This is a genomic window from Bradyrhizobium nivariense, assembly GCF_029846695.2.
Taxonomy (GTDB): Bacteria; Pseudomonadota; Alphaproteobacteria; order Rhizobiales; family Xanthobacteraceae; genus Bradyrhizobium.
In genome coordinates this window covers 1-14,816 of record NZ_JARWCR020000081.1, presented here as the reverse complement: position 1 = coordinate 14,816, position 14,816 = coordinate 1, and the positions used below count along the sequence as shown (strand labels likewise).

Sequence of the window (14,816 nt, the reverse complement as noted above, 5' to 3'; positions counted from 1 at the left end):
GAACCGTGGCAAAGGACATCTCACCGGTCAAGTCAAGCGACCGGACGCATAGCCAGGGAATGAAACATGCCGGAGACCGCAGCTGCTGCGCCCAACGCCGAGCCGTTCCGCGGCTCGATCATGCAGATCGAGCCGCAATGGATCGACTATAACGGCCATCTCAACATGGCCTATTACAACGTGATGTTCGACCGCGCGATCGACGAGTTCTGGCTCGAGCTCGGAATCGGTCCGGTCTACAAGAGGGAGCGCCACGGCTCGACCTTCACCGCGGAATGCCATGTCCGGTATTTGCGCGAAATCCATCTCGGCGATCCCGTGCAGATTTTGGTGTGGCTGTTAGAGGCCGACGACAAGCGGCTGCACACGTTCGAGGAGATGAGGCACGCCACCGAGGGTTGGCTGTCCGCCACGTCGGAGAACATGTCGCTGCACATGGACATGGACGCACGGCGCGTGGCGCCGTTCCCGCCCGACATCCAGGATCGTATCACTGCGGTCGCCAAGGCCCACGGCGCCGTGTCGCGGCCCGAGGGCATCGGCCGAAACATCGCGATGCCCTCGAAGCGATAGGCGCTAGACCCTGGTGCGGCCGCGGACCAATCCGAACACGGCCGAGACCAGGAACAGCACGACGGCGATAAAGAAGATGATCTTGGCGATTTCGACCGAAGCGCCGGCGATGCCGCCGAAGCCCAAAATACCGGCGATCAGTGCGATAACCAGAAACGTCACAACCCAGCCTAGCATGATCCGAACCTCTGTCTCGATACCTGTCTGCGATCGGCGCAGTTGACCACCGCGCCACGGTTGCAGAGACAATCTCGACCGGGAAACGATGGTTCCGACCTGAAGCGGGTCGAAATTCGCGCCCCCCGCAGGAACAAATCAGCGTTCGGCGTACGTGGAAAAACCCTCGCCGCCACCCCATATAGGCGGTAATCCCTGTTATGAAGGCTCCCTTCCGTCACCCCGCGGTGCCATCGTGGGGCCAATGATTCGCATGACCGAGCCAAGCAAAATCGCCTCTCAGAATGTCCCCGACCACCAGCCTGCCGCGGGCGGCATCGCCGCGCGCGCGCGCGCCTCGGTGGGGCCGAAATATTTGTCCGGGCTCAATCCCGAGCAGCGCGAGGCGGTGGAGACGCTGGACGGCCCGGTTCTGGTGCTGGCCGGCGCCGGCACCGGCAAGACCCGCGTGCTGACCACGCGCATCGCCCATATCCTGAGCCAGGGCCGGGCCCGCCCCGCCGAGATCCTGTCGGTGACCTTCACCAACAAGGCCGCGCGCGAGATGAAGCACCGGCTCGGCCAGATGCTCGGCCATGCCGTCGAAGGCATGCCGTGGCTCGGCACCTTCCACTCGATCGGCGGGCGCATCCTGCGGACCCATGCCGAGCTGGCACAGCTCAAGTCGAACTTCACCGTGCTCGACGTCGACGATCAGGTCCGGCTGTTGAAGCAGCTCCTGCAAGCCGACAACATCGACGACAAGCGCTGGCCCGCGCGCATGCTGGCCGGCCTGATCGACGGCTGGAAGAACCGCGGCCTGACGCCGTCGCAGGTGCCCTCGGGCGAAGCCGCTGTGTTCGGCAACGGCAAGGGCGGCAAGCTCTATGCGAGCTACCAGGAACGGCTGAAGATTTTGAACGCCGCCGATTTCGGCGATCTGCTGCTCGAAGACATCCGCATCTTCCGCGAGCACCCGGATATTTTGCGGCAGTACCAGCAGCGCTTCAAATTCATCCTGGTCGACGAGTACCAAGACACCAACGTCGCACAGTATCTGTGGCTGCGGCTGCTGTCGCAGGCGCCGTCTTCCAATCCGTCATTGCCGGGCTTGACCCGGCAATCCATCGATTCTTCACGAGATGGATCACCGGGTCTCGACGCTTCGCGTCGGCCCGGTGATGACGAGAATGATGACTTGGCGCCGATTCCGGCGAACGAAAAAGCCCACGTCAAAAACATCTGCTGCGTCGGCGACGACGACCAGTCGATCTATGGCTGGCGCGGCGCGGAGGTCGACAACATCCTGCGCTTCGACCATGATTTCCCCGGCGCCAAGGTCATCCGCCTCGAGCGCAACTACCGCTCGACCGGCCACATCCTCGCCGCCGCCTCGCACCTGATCGCCCATAACGAAGGCCGGCTCGGCAAGACGCTGCGCACCGAGGACCAGGACGGCGAGAAGGTCACGGTGACGGGCTCGTGGGATTCGGAAGAGGAAGCCCGCGGCATCGGCGAGGAAATCGAGCAGATCCAGCGCCAGGGCGACAAGCTCAACGAGATCGCGATCCTGGTGCGCGCGTCCTATCAGATGCGCGAGTTCGAGGACCGTTTCGTCACGCTCGGCCTGCCTTATCGCGTCATCGGCGGCCCGCGCTTCTACGAGCGCGCCGAAATCCGCGATGCGCTGGCCTATCTGCGCGTCATCAATTCACCGGCGGACGACCTCGCCTTCGAGCGCATCGTCAACACGCCCAAGCGCGGCTTGGGCGATGCCACCGTGCAGATGCTGCACGACCACGCCCGCAAGCGCCGCATCCCGTTGTTCGAGGCGGCGCGCGCGGTGGTCGAGACCGACGAGCTGAAGCCGAAGGCGCGCGGCTCCTTGCGCGACGTCGTCGCCCAGTTCGACCGCTGGCGCGCCCAGCGCGAGGTCACAGCGCACACGGATCTGGCCCAGATCGTGCTCGACGAGAGCGGCTACACCGAGATGTGGCAGAAGGACCGCTCGGCGGACGCCGCGGGCCGGCTCGAAAACCTCAAGGAGCTGGTGCGCTCGATGGAGGAGTTCGAGAACCTGCAAGGGTTCCTCGAGCACATCTCGCTGGTGATGGACCGCGACAGCGGCGCCGATGAGGACGCGGTATCGCTGATGACGCTGCATTCGGCCAAGGGCCTGGAATTCGACAACGTGTTCCTGCCGGGCTGGGAGGAAGGCCTGTTTCCGAGCCAGCGCACGCTGGACGAACAGGGCCGCGCCGGCCTGGAGGAAGAGCGCCGGCTCGGCCATGTCGGCCTGACCCGCGCCCGCCGCCGCGCCAAAATCTATTTTGCCACCAACCGCCGGATCCATGGCACCTGGTCGACCACGATCCCGTCGCGCTTCCTCGACGAACTGCCGGCGGCCAATGTCGAGATCACGGAATCCAAGGGCGGCTCCGCCTGGGGCGGCACCGGCGGCTACGGCGCTTCCCGCTTCGACGACATGGAAGCATTCGGCTCCACCTATTCGACCCCGGGCTGGCAGCGCGCCCAGGCCAATCGTTCACAAGCCAACCGCAACCGGGGTGGCGGCGGACGTAGTGGCGACGGCCATGGCGGTTTCGAGGAAGAGGCCTCGTCGTTTTCGTCCTCTGCGTCCTCGCCCGATTTCGGCAGCTTCTCCTCACGCCGCCGCGGGCCGATGACGATCGAGGGCGAGCTGGTCGCCAAATCCACCGGCACGACCTCGGAATTCACGCTGTCCGACCGCGTCTTCCACCAGAAATTCGGCTACGGCCATGTCACCAAGATCGACGGCAACAAGCTCACCATCCATTTCGACAAGGCCGGCGAGAAGAAGGTCGTGGACAGCTTTGTGCAGCGGGCGTGAGGCAGGCCTTGCGCACAAGACCCTCCCCTCAGCCGTTCAAGATGCTCGCTCCCTGGTCGTAGATCAGCTGGTCGACATGCCCGGCCCCCGGCGCGATTTCGAGTCGCCAGCCCAGTTCGACGCCAAGGCTCTTGGACAGCTCCGTACAGTGTTCGAAATGCCAGAGACCCCGCGCAAGACGATGTGGGCCTTGTGCCATCGCCTCGTCCCAGCGGGGCAGATCGGGAGCATCAGGGTCGTTGTCGGCGTCGCCTAGCAGGATAACCAAACGCCGTCCCAGATACCTTCGCAAATGACTTTCGTTGAGGGCAATCCCTCCCATGCCGTCTGGATAGCCCTTGGTGAGGTTCGGCAGCATGTAGCAACCACAGTTGGCGGCAACGGCGACATCGACGGAAGCGGCTTCGTTGAGTGCGAGATAGCGCAGGACAAATTGCGCGCCGGCGGAATTGCCGAACAGGCCAAACGTGTGACGGCTGGACTCGATCGCATCTCGAATATGATGAAACAGCCGGTCGATCACCCCAAAATTCCAATGATCGCGCGGCAAGACCTTGTTGTCCGGCGGCGGCAGCCGCACGCCGCCGAAATTGTAGGCGTGGACGCCCGGGAACTGATCCGGGTCGAACTCCGGCACCAGCACGATTTGCCCATTGCGTTCGGCTTGAGGCGCGAGAAGATCGCGAAACTCCGCGGCGGCGCGGTCAACGCCATGCATCGCCACGAGGATGCGTGTGTGCTGACTGCTCGATCGGGGGCAAAACGAGAAGACCCGCATCGTACGTGGCGAAGGGACGGCGCCCTCATCGCGAAACACGAATGAGCTGGAGCCTTCAACCAAAGTCAATTTGCTCAATTGCTTACCTCCGCAGATGAGGTACTCATAATTCAAATCAAACCTCCGGTTCAACTTTCGAGCCGCCATTCTCCCATGCCTCACTACATCGCCATCATCGAAGACGCCGGCCCGGACCATGCCGTTGGCCTGTGGTTTCCGGACCTGCCTGGCTGCATTTCCGGCGGCGACGACGTCGATGAGGCCCTGGAGAATGCGCCCGAGGCACTCGCGTTCTATGCGCAGGAGCTGATCGAGAACGGCAGCCAGCTTCCCCCGCCGAGGACATTGGACGAGCTCAAGGCCGATCCTGATGTCGCCGACGACCTCAGGAACCACACGGTCGCCCTGATCGAATGGCCCCCCGCCGACGCCGCGGAGTGAGGACCGTTGGCCGCACCGGCCGGACTGTCGACAGTTCTGGGCCGAACAGCCCTTGACCACCGCGAACTTCCCCGTATCAGATGCGCCCATGGTCCGGGGCTCCATCACACTGATCTTGCTGGCATTGGGTATGCCGTCGCTTGCGGCGGCGGAGACCATGAGCTTTGGCGATTCGATCGGGCTGCTGGCAAAAAGTTGCGGTGCGGAAATCGTTGCCAATTGCCGCGGTGTCAACCCGGATTCGACCCGCCTGAAAGAGTGCCTGTCCCGCAACCGCGACGCGCTCTCCCAGCAGTGCCAGAGCGACTATCTGGGCGCCTTCGACGCGATCCAGAAGCGCGTTGCTGCCCGCATCACGGTGGCGAACGTCTGCCAGCGCGAGATCGTCAAGGTCTGCGGCGGCTCGACCAAGGAGACCAGCAAGGCGATCCCCTGCCTGGTCTCGACGCCCAAGGGCATCAGCAACAACTGCCTGAAGGCCGTCGACGACGCGGGGTATCGGTGATGCGCGCGAACAGGCGTACCACCGCCGGGATCGGCCTCGCGCTCGGCCTTGCCCTGCTCGCGGGCGCGGCAGGAGCGCAGACGGCGCCGCCGACCCGCGACGACATCGTCGGCAAGCTCAACCATTTCGAACAACCCGCCGAGATCGATATCCCCGCGCTGAAGCTGCAGGTGATGGAGCGGGCCAAGGCCAGGATCAAGAACGATCCGGGTCCGGTGAACCGGCCGCCGATCGCGCCCGATCTGGCCAATTTGCCGACCTTCACCGCGCAGATCCAGTTCGACGCCGACACGCCGATCATCCAGCCGGCGTCCTACCAGACCGTCGGCCGCATCGCCGACGCGCTGGTCCATGCCTCGCTGCTGCCCTACACGTTCCTGATCGTCGGCCACGTCGAATCCAACGTGAAGACGCGCGAAGCCAACGCGATCCTCAGCCAGCGCCGGGCCGACGCGATCCGCGACGTGCTGGTGAACACGTTCAAGATCTCGACCAAGCGGCTGCATCCGATCGGCCTCGGCGAGGAGCAGTTTCTCGACCGGGCCAAGCCGAGTTCGGCCGTCAACGGCCAGCTGCAGATCCTGACCTATGCCAAGGTGCCGGAGGACGTCCCTGCGCATCCGGCCGCGGCGCCTGCGCCTGCGGCAAAAAAGCCCGCCAAGAAGCACTGAGCGAACATGGTACGGCGCCTGGCGGAACCCTTTGAAGTCCTGACCGTTTTGTGACCTGCCTCACAGCGCGACTGAACGGCTTTGCGCGACAATAGCGCCGGTTTGTGCACCGCGCTATCAGGTGCTATAGGCTTTTTTCGTCCTTCCCCGACCCCATGCTGCACGAGACCGAGATGGCCAGTTATTTTCAACGCCAACTGGCCGACTACGTCGAATATCATCGCGATCCCTGGAATTGCGCGATGCACGTGGTCGGCATCCTCCTGCTCTTCACCGGCGCCGTGTTGCCTCTGACGCTCGTGCACTTCCCGTTGTTCGGGATCGAGGTGAGCCTGGCCGTGATTCTGGCGCTGCCGGTGCTGGTCTACTGGCTGATGCTGGACGCCGGGATCGGGCTCGGCATTCTCGCCGCGATGATCGTGCTGCTTTCGGTCGCAGCCGCGATCGGCAATCAGGTCTCGATCGTCATGATGTGGTCGATTTTTGCAGTGCTGATCGGGGTTGGCGTCGCTTCTCAGATCGTCGGCCACAAGGTTTTCGAGGAGCGGCAGCCGTCGATGGTCGACCACCCCACGCATTTTCTGCTCGGACCGATGTTTGTCATGGCGAAATTATTCATTGCATTGGGCTTCCGTCGCGACCTTGCCGCGATTCTGGCGCCTCTTCCGACCAATTCCCTTTCAACCCGATAACTCCAGACGCAAAACAGCAAACCTTCTGCATGGCTCTCGTACTGGTTACCGGTGGCAGCGGCTTCATCGGACATCATCTCGTCGAAGCGCTCCGCGCCCATGGGCAGCGGGTGCGCGTGCTCGATGTCCGTGTGCCGGCCACGGCGAATGCCGACGTTGAATATGCCCATGGCTCGGTGCTGGACGGCGCTGCGGTCGATGCCGCGATTGCGGGTGTCGATCAGGTCTATCACCTCGCCGGCCTGCCCGGCATGTGGGTCGCCAACAAGCAGGCCTTTCACGACGTCAATTGCCGCGGCACCGAGATCGTGCTCGCGGCGGCGATGAAGCGCGGCGTCTCGCGCTTCCTGCACTGCTCGACGGAATCGATCCTGTTCCCCTATTCTGACCTGGGCGGTGCTCCCGCCGAAGAGGCGCTGCAGCCGGCCGATGCGATGCCGGGCGCCTACACGCGGTCGAAATCGCTGGCCGAGCATTGCGCCGCGAAGGCCGCGGCTGAAGGTTTTCCGCTCGTGATCGGCACCCCGACCATGCCGATCGGGCCTGCCGACCACAATCTGACGCCGCCGACCGCGATGCTGTGGTACTTCCTCCAGAAGAAGGTGCAGCCGCACCTCAACTTCCTGGTCAACCTCGTCGACGTCCGCGACGTCGCCATGGGCCTGGTGCTGACGATGGAACGCGGCCGCACCGGCCAGCGCTACATCCTCGGCGGCGATTGCGTTCCGCTCGGCAACATCCTGCGGATGATGTCCGCGATGAGCGGGCGCCGGCAGTTTCCGGTCATCGTGCCCGGCAAGATCGCCGAGCTCTCGGGCATCATGCTCGAGTATATCTCCGACAACATCACGCGCCGGCCGCCCAATGGCACCGCCGAGGGCGTGCGCATCGCGCTCGCCGCGAGCGACCTTTCGATCGGCAAGGCCCGTAACGAGCTCGGCTACTCGCCGCGCCCGATCGAGCCGGTGCTGCGCGAAACCATCACCCATCTTCTCGCCCGCGGCGGCGCGCTTGCCTCCAGCGCCATCGAGCATCACGCGCTCTCCTCGCGCGCCAGCTGAGCTGCCGCCCAACCCAAAGAACCTTTCCGCATGTCCTTTGATTTCAGCAAGCTTCTCTCTGTCGCCTGGGGTGGTTGGACCACGACCTGGCCGACGCAACTGCTCGCCCTGATCTGGCTCGCCTGGCTCGCGAGCTGGGTCGGCGCCTCATTCTGGCAGGGCCGTACCCAGAAGCAGGTGATGACGCTGGAGTCAGGCCGCTATCGCATCCCGATCCTGGTCGGCGGCATCCTGTTCACGCCCTGGACCGCGGAAGTGCTCGGCGACAAGCCGCTCTGGGTGTTCAGCAATGCCGCTGTCTACTTCGTGGCGGTGATCGTGCTTGCCGGCATTTCCTTCACCTGGTGGGGACGCCTGCATCTTGGACAATTCTGGTCCAACACCATCACCCACAAGGAAGACCACCGCGTCATCGACACCGGCCCGTACGGCATCGTGCGCCATCCGATCTACACCGGCCTGATCGCCGGCATGCTGGCGACCGGCATCGCGGTCGGTACCGTGACCGCGATCCTCGGCGCGATCCTGATCTCGCTCGGCATGTGGCAGAAGGGCCGGATGGAAGAAGTGTTCCTGTCCAAGGAGCTCGGCGAAGACGCCTACGGCGCCTATTGCCGCCGGGTGCCGATGATCATCCCGTTCCTGTCGCCGCGCTGAGCCGCGGGCCAACGGACATTGGGAAGCATGGTGCACAATTGCACAATACCCCCGCTGCCGGGAACCGCGCTTCCACAAGCCCGTTAACGCCTCGAAGCATGCATTGACCGCAGAGCATCGAGCCATGCCGGACGCCTACGATTATTTTCGCGAGCACGCGATCGCCGCGGTCCGCAAGGCGCGCGGGCTGCCGCCCGGACGGACGAAACAGAAGCAGCGCACCGTCGCGCGGGTTTATCACCTGCTGTCCAAGGAAGCGGCGCTGGTGCCGAACATGCATCATCTCGACGATTTTCGCGCGGCACGGCGGCTGGAGCGGCAAGTCCGCCGCTGATCGCCTCGCAGAAGCGGACCTCTCGCAGCCTTGTCGCAGCCTTGCCATGCAAATTCGAGGTGCTGCCATCTGCGCCCCAGGCGGCTGGAAGCAGGCCGGCACCGGTTGACCTTTCTGCCGCCACCAAGTTGGATGCGCACGCAAAAAGGCACGACGACATCCCATCGTGGATCTGGAGAGGTCAACGATCAGGCAAAGATTAGGCTTGGGCCCGCGCGGGGCTTGGGCGATCCGGGGTTGGACAGTGCCGCACGTTCAACAGGGGATTTTCATGACCTTTTCCAGCATCTTTGCGCAGTTTGTCGCGCTGGTCGGCGGCATCGCGCTGCAATGGCGGAAGCTATCAGGCACCGAGCCCGCGCCCGCATGGGGCCAGACGCCAGCCATTCCCGAAGCGAAGCCGCAAGGGGCGCTGCCGACGTTGAAGATGCCGACGGCGCGCGGGTGGAGCGAGGGACAGAAGCCGACGGTCGCACCCGGCCTCAAGGTCAACGCGTTCGCAACGGGGCTCGACCATCCGCGCTGGATCGAGGTGCTGCCCAACGGCGACGTGCTGATCGCGGAGGCGACGCAGATCGCAGGCGCGCCGAGATCGGTGTTTCACTACGCGATGCAGGCGACGATGCGGCGTGCCGCCGCGCTCGGCGTCAGCGCCAACCGCATCACGCTGTTGCGCGACAAGGACGGCGACGGCGTCGCGGAGTATCGCGGCGCCTTCATGGAGAACCTCAGCCAGCCGTTCGGCATGGCGCTGGTCGGCGACACCTTCTATGTGGGCAACACCGACGGCGTGATGGCCTTCCCGTACGTGGCGAACGCCGATCGCATCACCGTGCCGGGCAAGCGGCTCACCACTTTCAAGCCGAGCGGACATTGGACACGAAGCCTGCTGGCAAGTCCCGACGGCAAGAAGCTTTATGCCGGCGTCGGCTCGCTCAGCAACATTGCCGAGATGGGCATGGAGGTGGAGGAAGGCCGCGCCGCGGTCTACGAGCTCGACCTCGTCGCGGGCACGCACCGCATCTTTGGTGCCGGCCTGCGCAATCCCGTCGGGCTTGCCTGGGAGCCGACCACCAACGTGCTCTGGACCGTCGTCAACGAGCGCGACGGCCTCGGCGACGAGACGCCGCCGGACTATCTGACCTTGGTGCGCGACGGCGGATTCTACGGCTGGCCCTATTGCTACTGGGGCAAGACGGTGGACGATCGCGTGCCGCAGGATCCCGCGCTGGTCGCCAGGGCACTCACACCGGACTACGCGCTCGGCGGACACACCGCTTCGCTCGGCCTGTGCTGGATGCCATCCGGCACGCTGCCTGGTTTTCCGGACGGCATGGTGATCGGCCAGCACGGCTCGTGGAATCGCAGCACGCTCTCCGGCTACAAGGTCGTGTTCATCCCGTTCGAGAACGGCCGCCCCTCCGGCCCTGCGCGCGACATTCTCTCCGGCTTCCTGGCGCCGGACGAGAAGGAGTCCTACGGCCGTCCGGTCGGCGTCGCGATCGGTCCGGACAAGTCGCTGCTGATGGCCGACGACGTCGGCAACGTGATCTGGCGTGTGACCGGCGCGTAAGGGTTACGTTCCGACGCAGAGCGTGGCGCGCTGCTTGCAGAGCAGCGCGATCACGGACAGCGCCGTGATCAACCCGGTCTTGGGATTTTCGGACGGGATGTTCTCGATCGACATCGAGAACCGCGCGGAATCCGCCTCGACCTCGATGCGGTGAACGTTGCGTGTCACGGTCGGGTCGGCCCAGATCTGTACGGTGGTGCGATCCGGCCCGACGCCCGCGAGCGACAGCGCAACCGCGACGTTGAGATTGGCCGGAAAGCCTTTTGCCGCTTCGCGAGCAGTGCCTTCGAACAATTTCAGCGGCTCGCCCAGATTGTCGATATCGATGTTGTTCTCGACGATAAACGGCGCGCCCTTCAAGCCATCGATCGGCTTACGCGTCATCATCTTTACCGAATGGATGGTGCCGATGGCGGCGGCGTTGACGGCATCGAGCCCGATCAGCGCGCCGGTCGGCACGAGGATGCGGCCGCCATTGGCGCGGGCGAGATCGACGAGATCAAAATTGTCGAGCAGCGCACCGACGCTGACGACGACCGCGGCCTTGCCGCGCTTCACGGCGGGCTCGATGATCGCGCGCAGATGCTTGCTCGGCGCGCACTCGACCACGATATCGGCGGCGTCGCCGAGTTGGTCGATCGGCAGTACGGATGGCGGACGACGCAGGCTGCCGAGCAACGCCCGATGCTTTGCGGGATCGCGCACCGCCACGGCGGACAGCGTCAGGCCCTCGATGCCCTGATCGAGCGCGGTCGCGATCTTGGTGCCGATCGAGCCGAGCCCTGCGATGGCAACCCGCAAGTCGTTCGAAGCTCTCCGTTCAGTCATCGCATCTAACCTCTCGCCAAGCCGATGTCATAGCCTCTCACGCCCCCCGCGCATAGCTGTGCAGGCGCGCATCGAGCACCGACAACATCGCGTCGCGGGCAGGGTCGCGCGAGCCGCGCAGCCATGCGGCCGCCAGCGGCAGCCGGCCGACGGGGCCGCTCTGCTTCGGCCGGAGCGACACGAAGCGCACGCCGGAGACCGCCATCCGCGCCGTCCAGCGCGGCACGATCGCGACTCCGAGCTTCGTTGCCACCAGATTGATGATGGTCTGCTTCTCGTCGGCGACCTGCACGATGCGCGGCGTCAGGCCGGCCTGCTCGAACAGCTTGATGGTGAGGTCATGGCTGTGCGGCCGCGAGCGGCGGTCCGGCACCAGCATCGCCTCCTCGGCGATCTGCGCCAGCGTGATCGATTTGCGTTCGGCCAAGGCGTGGCGCTGCGGGAACGCCACGATTGCGGTCTCCAGCAGCAGATGGCGGAATTCGAGCCGCTTGTCCGGATGGTCAGGCGGACGGACGAAGGCCAGATCGAGCGCACCGGTCAGGATCTTCGGCAAGAGCCGGACGGTCTTGTCCTCGAGAAGCTGCACCGCGACCTCCGGATGCTTGGCGCGGAAATCGCGCAAAAGCGGCGGCAACAGCCCGGCCGCTGCGCTATCCATGGCGCCGACCCGCAGCCGCCGCGCGGCGCCCGCGCGCGAGCGGTTGCGAAGATTGCTCTCGACTGCCTCGACTCGGGCGAGGATCACGCGGGCATCGCGCAGCAGCGTCGCGCCATCTTCCGTCAGCGACACCGCACGCGTCGTCCGCGCGAACAGCCGCGTTGCCAAATCCTCCTCCAGCAGCCTGATCTGGCGGCCGAGTGCGGAGGGCAGCATCTGGAGATGCTGCGCCGCCCGGCCGAAATGCAATTGCTCGGCCGCCGCCACGAAGCATCGGAGCTGATGCAATTCCATTCGCTGTCCTTTTGGCTCTCTTGGCGAGGATTATATCATTTTTTTGTATAAACCAGCGCCAATTGAGTCCCCCAGCCGCTCCCGCATAGGCTCGCTGCCGAAGTGGACCTTCAGGGTCCGCCGACACAACGAAAACCGGGAATCAGGGAGGCCGAGGTGGCGAGCGAGATTCAGACGCACGTGCTGCGCAAGATCACGTGGCGGATCGTTCCCTTCATCATGCTGCTCTACTTCGTGGCCTTCATCGACCGCGTCAATATCGGCTTCGCCTCGCTGACGATGAACAAGGACATCGGCCTGTCGCCGACAGTCTACGGTTTTGGTGCCGGCATCTTCTTCTGGGGCTACTTCCTGTTCGAGGTGCCCTCCAACATCATCCTGCATAAGGTCGGCGCGCGGATCTGGATCGCGCGGGTGATGATCACCTGGGGCATCGTGTCGGCCGCGATGGCCTTCGTGCAGGGGCCGACCAGCTTCTACGTGTTGCGTTTCCTGCTCGGCGTCGCCGAGGCCGGCTTCTTCCCCGGCATCATCCTCTATCTCTCCTATTGGTTCCCCGCGCGCCAGCGCGCCGCGGTGACCGCGCTGTTCATGGCAGCGGCACCGCTCTCGACCGTGCTGGGATCGCCGGTCTCCGGCGCGCTCCTGGAGATGGACGGAATGCTCGGCTTCAAGGGCTGGCAATGGCTGTTCGTTCTGGAGGCGCTGCCGGCCGTGCTGCTCGGCTTCGTCGTGCTGGCATTCCTCACCGACCGCCCGGAAAAGGCAAAATGGCTGGCGGACGACGAGCGGCGCTGGCTGGTCGAGGCCATGAACGCGGAAACCACCAGCAAGGCCGCGACCGCAAGCCACAGCATCTGGCGCGGGCTCGCCGACCCGCGCGTGCTGGCGCTGGCGCTGATCTATTTCGGCACCTCGGCCGGTCTCTACACGCTCGGCGTCTGGGCGCCGCAGATCATCAAGCAGTTCGGCCTGTCCACGCTCCAGGTCGGCTTCCTCAATGCGCTGCCCGCAACGGCCGCCGTCGTCGCCATGGTGCTGTGGGCGCGGCATTCGGACCGCACCGGCGAGCGTACCTGGCACGTCGTGCTGGCCTGCCTGCTCGCGGCCGCGGGGCTCGCCTTTGCCGGGCTTGCGACCGGCGTGGTCGCCGTGCTGATCGCGCTGGCGCTCGCCAACATCGGCATCTCCTCGGCGAAGCCGCCGCTGTGGAGCATGCCGACGCTGTTCCTCTCCGGTCCTGCAGCAGCAGCCGGCATCGCCACCATCAACTCGATCGGCAATCTCGGCGGCTTCGTCGGGCCCGCCATGATTGGCTGGATCAAGGACCAGACCGGCAGTTTTGTCGGCGGGCTCTATTTTGTGAGCGGCCTGCTCGTTCTCTCCGCGGTCCTGACCCTGCTATTGTCGCGGGCGCGGACCGCGCCCGTCGAACCCGTCACGCAACCCCACTGATATCTCAAACGGAGCACTCCCATGCGTACCCATTCGATTGCAGCGATCCCCGCCGACGGGATCGGCCCCGAGGTCATCTCGGCCGGTGTTCGTGTGCTGGAAGCGCTGGCCAAACGCAGCGGCGACCTCGCCTTCAACATCAAGACGTTCGACTGGGGCTCGGACTATTACAAGAAGCACGGCGTGATGATGCCGGCCGACGGTCTCACTGAACTGAAGAAGTTCGACGCGATCTATTTCGGCGCGGTCGGCGCGCCCGACGTACCCGATCACATCACGCTGTGGGGGCTGCGGCTGCCGATCTGCCAGGGCTTTGACCAATACGCCAATGTGCGGCCGACCAAGATTCTACCGGGCGTCGCCTCGCCGCTGCGCAATGTCGGCGTCGGCGATCTCGACTGGGTGATCGTGCGCGAGAACTCTGAAGGCGAATATGCCGGCATGGGCGGCCGCGCGCATCGCGGCCTTCCCGAGGAGGTCGGCACCGAAGTCGCAGTGTTCACGCGCGTCGGCGTGACGCGGATCATGCGCTATGCGTTCGAACTCGCGCGGTCGCGTCCCCGCAAATTCCTGACCGTGGTGACCAAGTCGAACGCGCAGCGGCATGGCATGGTGATGTGGGACGAGATCGCAGCCGAGGTCGCCACCGAATTCCCCGACGTCACCTGGGACAAGATGCTGGTCGACGCCATGACCGTGCGCATGACGCTGCATCCGAAGAGCCTCGACACCATCGTTGCGACCAACCTCCACGCCGACATTCTCTCCGACCTCGCCGGCGCGCTGGCTGGAAGCCTCGGTGTGGCGCCGACCGGCAATATCGATCCACAGCGCCGCTTTCCCTCGATGTTCGAGCCGATCCACGGTTCGGCCTTCGACATCACCGGCAAGGGCATCGCCAATCCGGTCGCGACATTCTGGACCGGCGCGCAGATGCTGGAGCATCTCGGCGAGAAGGACGCGGCCATGCGATTGATGGCAGCCGTCGAGCGCGTCTGTGCGGCGGGCGTGCTGACGCCCGACGTCGGCGGCAAGGCCACGACGAAGGAAGTGACCGATGCCGTGATCGACGCGATCCAGGGATCGAACGTGTAGGCTGAATCCGGCGCGGTGCGCTCCCTCGCCCCGCTCTTCGCGAGGAGAGGGTTGGGGTCATTCGCGCTAGGTTTAGCTCTGGACACAAAGAATCTCGATATGATTCAAGCTTGGGATGAAGATTCGTCCTGAGATTTTGGATCATTGGCCGGAGGTGAGTGCGCAGCTTC

General features: G+C 64.8%; 16 protein-coding genes. 12 read left to right on the top strand and 4 right to left on the bottom strand.

Annotated elements, in window-relative coordinates:
* Positions 1–66 precede the first annotated feature (66 nt).
* The gene (locus tag QCM77_RS39280) at positions 67–573 is read left to right on the top strand and encodes a thioesterase family protein (RefSeq protein WP_279661022.1); all 507 of its coding nucleotides are present in this window, start codon (positions 67–69) and stop codon (positions 571–573) included.
* 3 nt (positions 574–576) lie between these two features.
* Here the strand turns inward: QCM77_RS39280 and QCM77_RS39275 are convergent, their stop codons facing one another.
* On the bottom strand, positions 577–750 hold the full coding sequence (locus QCM77_RS39275) for a DUF1328 domain-containing protein (RefSeq protein ID WP_247989059.1): 174 nt from the start codon (positions 748–750) through the stop codon (positions 577–579).
* A gap of 244 nt (positions 751–994) precedes the next feature.
* On the opposite strand from QCM77_RS39275, the gene QCM77_RS39270 reads away from it, so the two are divergent.
* Positions 995–3,601: an ATP-dependent helicase gene (locus QCM77_RS39270; protein ID WP_279661021.1), complete on the top strand. Its 2,607-nt coding sequence runs from the start codon at positions 995–997 to the stop codon at positions 3,599–3,601.
* Positions 3,602–3,629: 28 nt separating this feature from the next.
* On the opposite strand, the gene QCM77_RS39265 is transcribed toward QCM77_RS39270, so the two are convergent.
* Entirely contained in the window at positions 3,630–4,457 is an 828-nt protein-coding gene (locus QCM77_RS39265) for a hypothetical protein (RefSeq protein WP_280096419.1), read from the bottom strand.
* A 75-nt stretch (positions 4,458–4,532) separates the two neighbouring features.
* Here QCM77_RS39265 and QCM77_RS39260 point away from each other — a divergent pair, with 75 nt between their 5' ends.
* From QCM77_RS39260 to QCM77_RS39225, 8 genes are all read left to right on the top strand, one after another.
* Positions 4,533–4,820 carry a type II toxin-antitoxin system HicB family antitoxin gene (locus QCM77_RS39260; protein ID WP_279661019.1) on the top strand — a complete coding sequence of 96 codons (288 nt, stop codon included), beginning with the start codon at positions 4,533–4,535 and terminating at the stop codon, positions 4,818–4,820.
* Positions 4,821–4,908: 88 nt separating this feature from the next.
* Positions 4,909–5,325, top strand: a complete 417-nt coding sequence (locus tag QCM77_RS39255; RefSeq protein ID WP_280096418.1) for a hypothetical protein — start codon at positions 4,909–4,911, stop codon at positions 5,323–5,325.
* Positions 5,325–5,996, top strand: coding sequence for an OmpA family protein (locus tag QCM77_RS39250; RefSeq protein WP_279661017.1), 672 nt, complete (start codon positions 5,325–5,327; stop codon positions 5,994–5,996). Before QCM77_RS39255 ends, QCM77_RS39250 begins: the two co-directional genes overlap by 1 nt.
* 155 nt (positions 5,997–6,151) lie before the next feature.
* Positions 6,152–6,688 (top strand): Mpo1 family 2-hydroxy fatty acid dioxygenase, encoded by a 537-nt coding sequence (locus tag QCM77_RS39245; RefSeq protein ID WP_462676096.1) that lies wholly within the window; start codon positions 6,152–6,154, stop codon positions 6,686–6,688.
* A 29-nt stretch (positions 6,689–6,717) separates the two neighbouring features.
* Positions 6,718–7,749, top strand: a complete 1,032-nt coding sequence (locus QCM77_RS39240) for an NAD-dependent epimerase/dehydratase family protein (RefSeq protein WP_280096417.1) — start codon at positions 6,718–6,720, stop codon at positions 7,747–7,749.
* 30 nt (positions 7,750–7,779) lie between these two features.
* On the top strand, positions 7,780–8,406 hold the full coding sequence (locus tag QCM77_RS39235; protein WP_280096416.1) for a methyltransferase family protein: 627 nt from the start codon (positions 7,780–7,782) through the stop codon (positions 8,404–8,406).
* Positions 8,407–8,530: 124 nt separating this feature from the next.
* Positions 8,531–8,740 carry a hypothetical protein gene (locus QCM77_RS39230; protein ID WP_279661013.1) on the top strand — a complete coding sequence of 70 codons (210 nt, stop codon included), beginning with the start codon at positions 8,531–8,533 and terminating at the stop codon, positions 8,738–8,740.
* A gap of 271 nt (positions 8,741–9,011) precedes the next feature.
* Complete coding sequence (locus QCM77_RS39225) at positions 9,012–10,313, top strand: PQQ-dependent sugar dehydrogenase (RefSeq protein ID WP_280096415.1); 1,302 nt, start codon at positions 9,012–9,014, stop codon at positions 10,311–10,313.
* 3 nt (positions 10,314–10,316) lie between these two features.
* Here QCM77_RS39225 and QCM77_RS39220 read toward each other — a convergent pair whose 3' ends face one another.
* Together QCM77_RS39220 and QCM77_RS39215 are read right to left on the bottom strand one after the other, a co-directional pair.
* Positions 10,317–11,141 carry an aspartate dehydrogenase gene (locus QCM77_RS39220; protein ID WP_280096414.1) on the bottom strand — a complete coding sequence of 275 codons (825 nt, stop codon included), beginning with the start codon at positions 11,139–11,141 and terminating at the stop codon, positions 10,317–10,319.
* Between the two features lie 37 nt (positions 11,142–11,178).
* Positions 11,179–12,096: a LysR substrate-binding domain-containing protein gene (locus QCM77_RS39215; protein WP_279661010.1), complete on the bottom strand. Its 918-nt coding sequence runs from the start codon at positions 12,094–12,096 to the stop codon at positions 11,179–11,181.
* 156 nt (positions 12,097–12,252) lie between these two features.
* Between QCM77_RS39215 and QCM77_RS39210 the strand changes: the two genes are divergently transcribed.
* On the top strand, positions 12,253–13,551 hold the full coding sequence (locus tag QCM77_RS39210; protein ID WP_280096413.1) for an MFS transporter: 1,299 nt from the start codon (positions 12,253–12,255) through the stop codon (positions 13,549–13,551).
* A 21-nt stretch (positions 13,552–13,572) separates the two neighbouring features.
* A complete protein-coding gene (locus tag QCM77_RS39205) occupies positions 13,573–14,646 on the top strand; it encodes a tartrate dehydrogenase (protein ID WP_280096412.1) in 1,074 nt (357 codons plus the stop codon).
* Positions 14,647–14,816 lie beyond the last annotated feature (170 nt).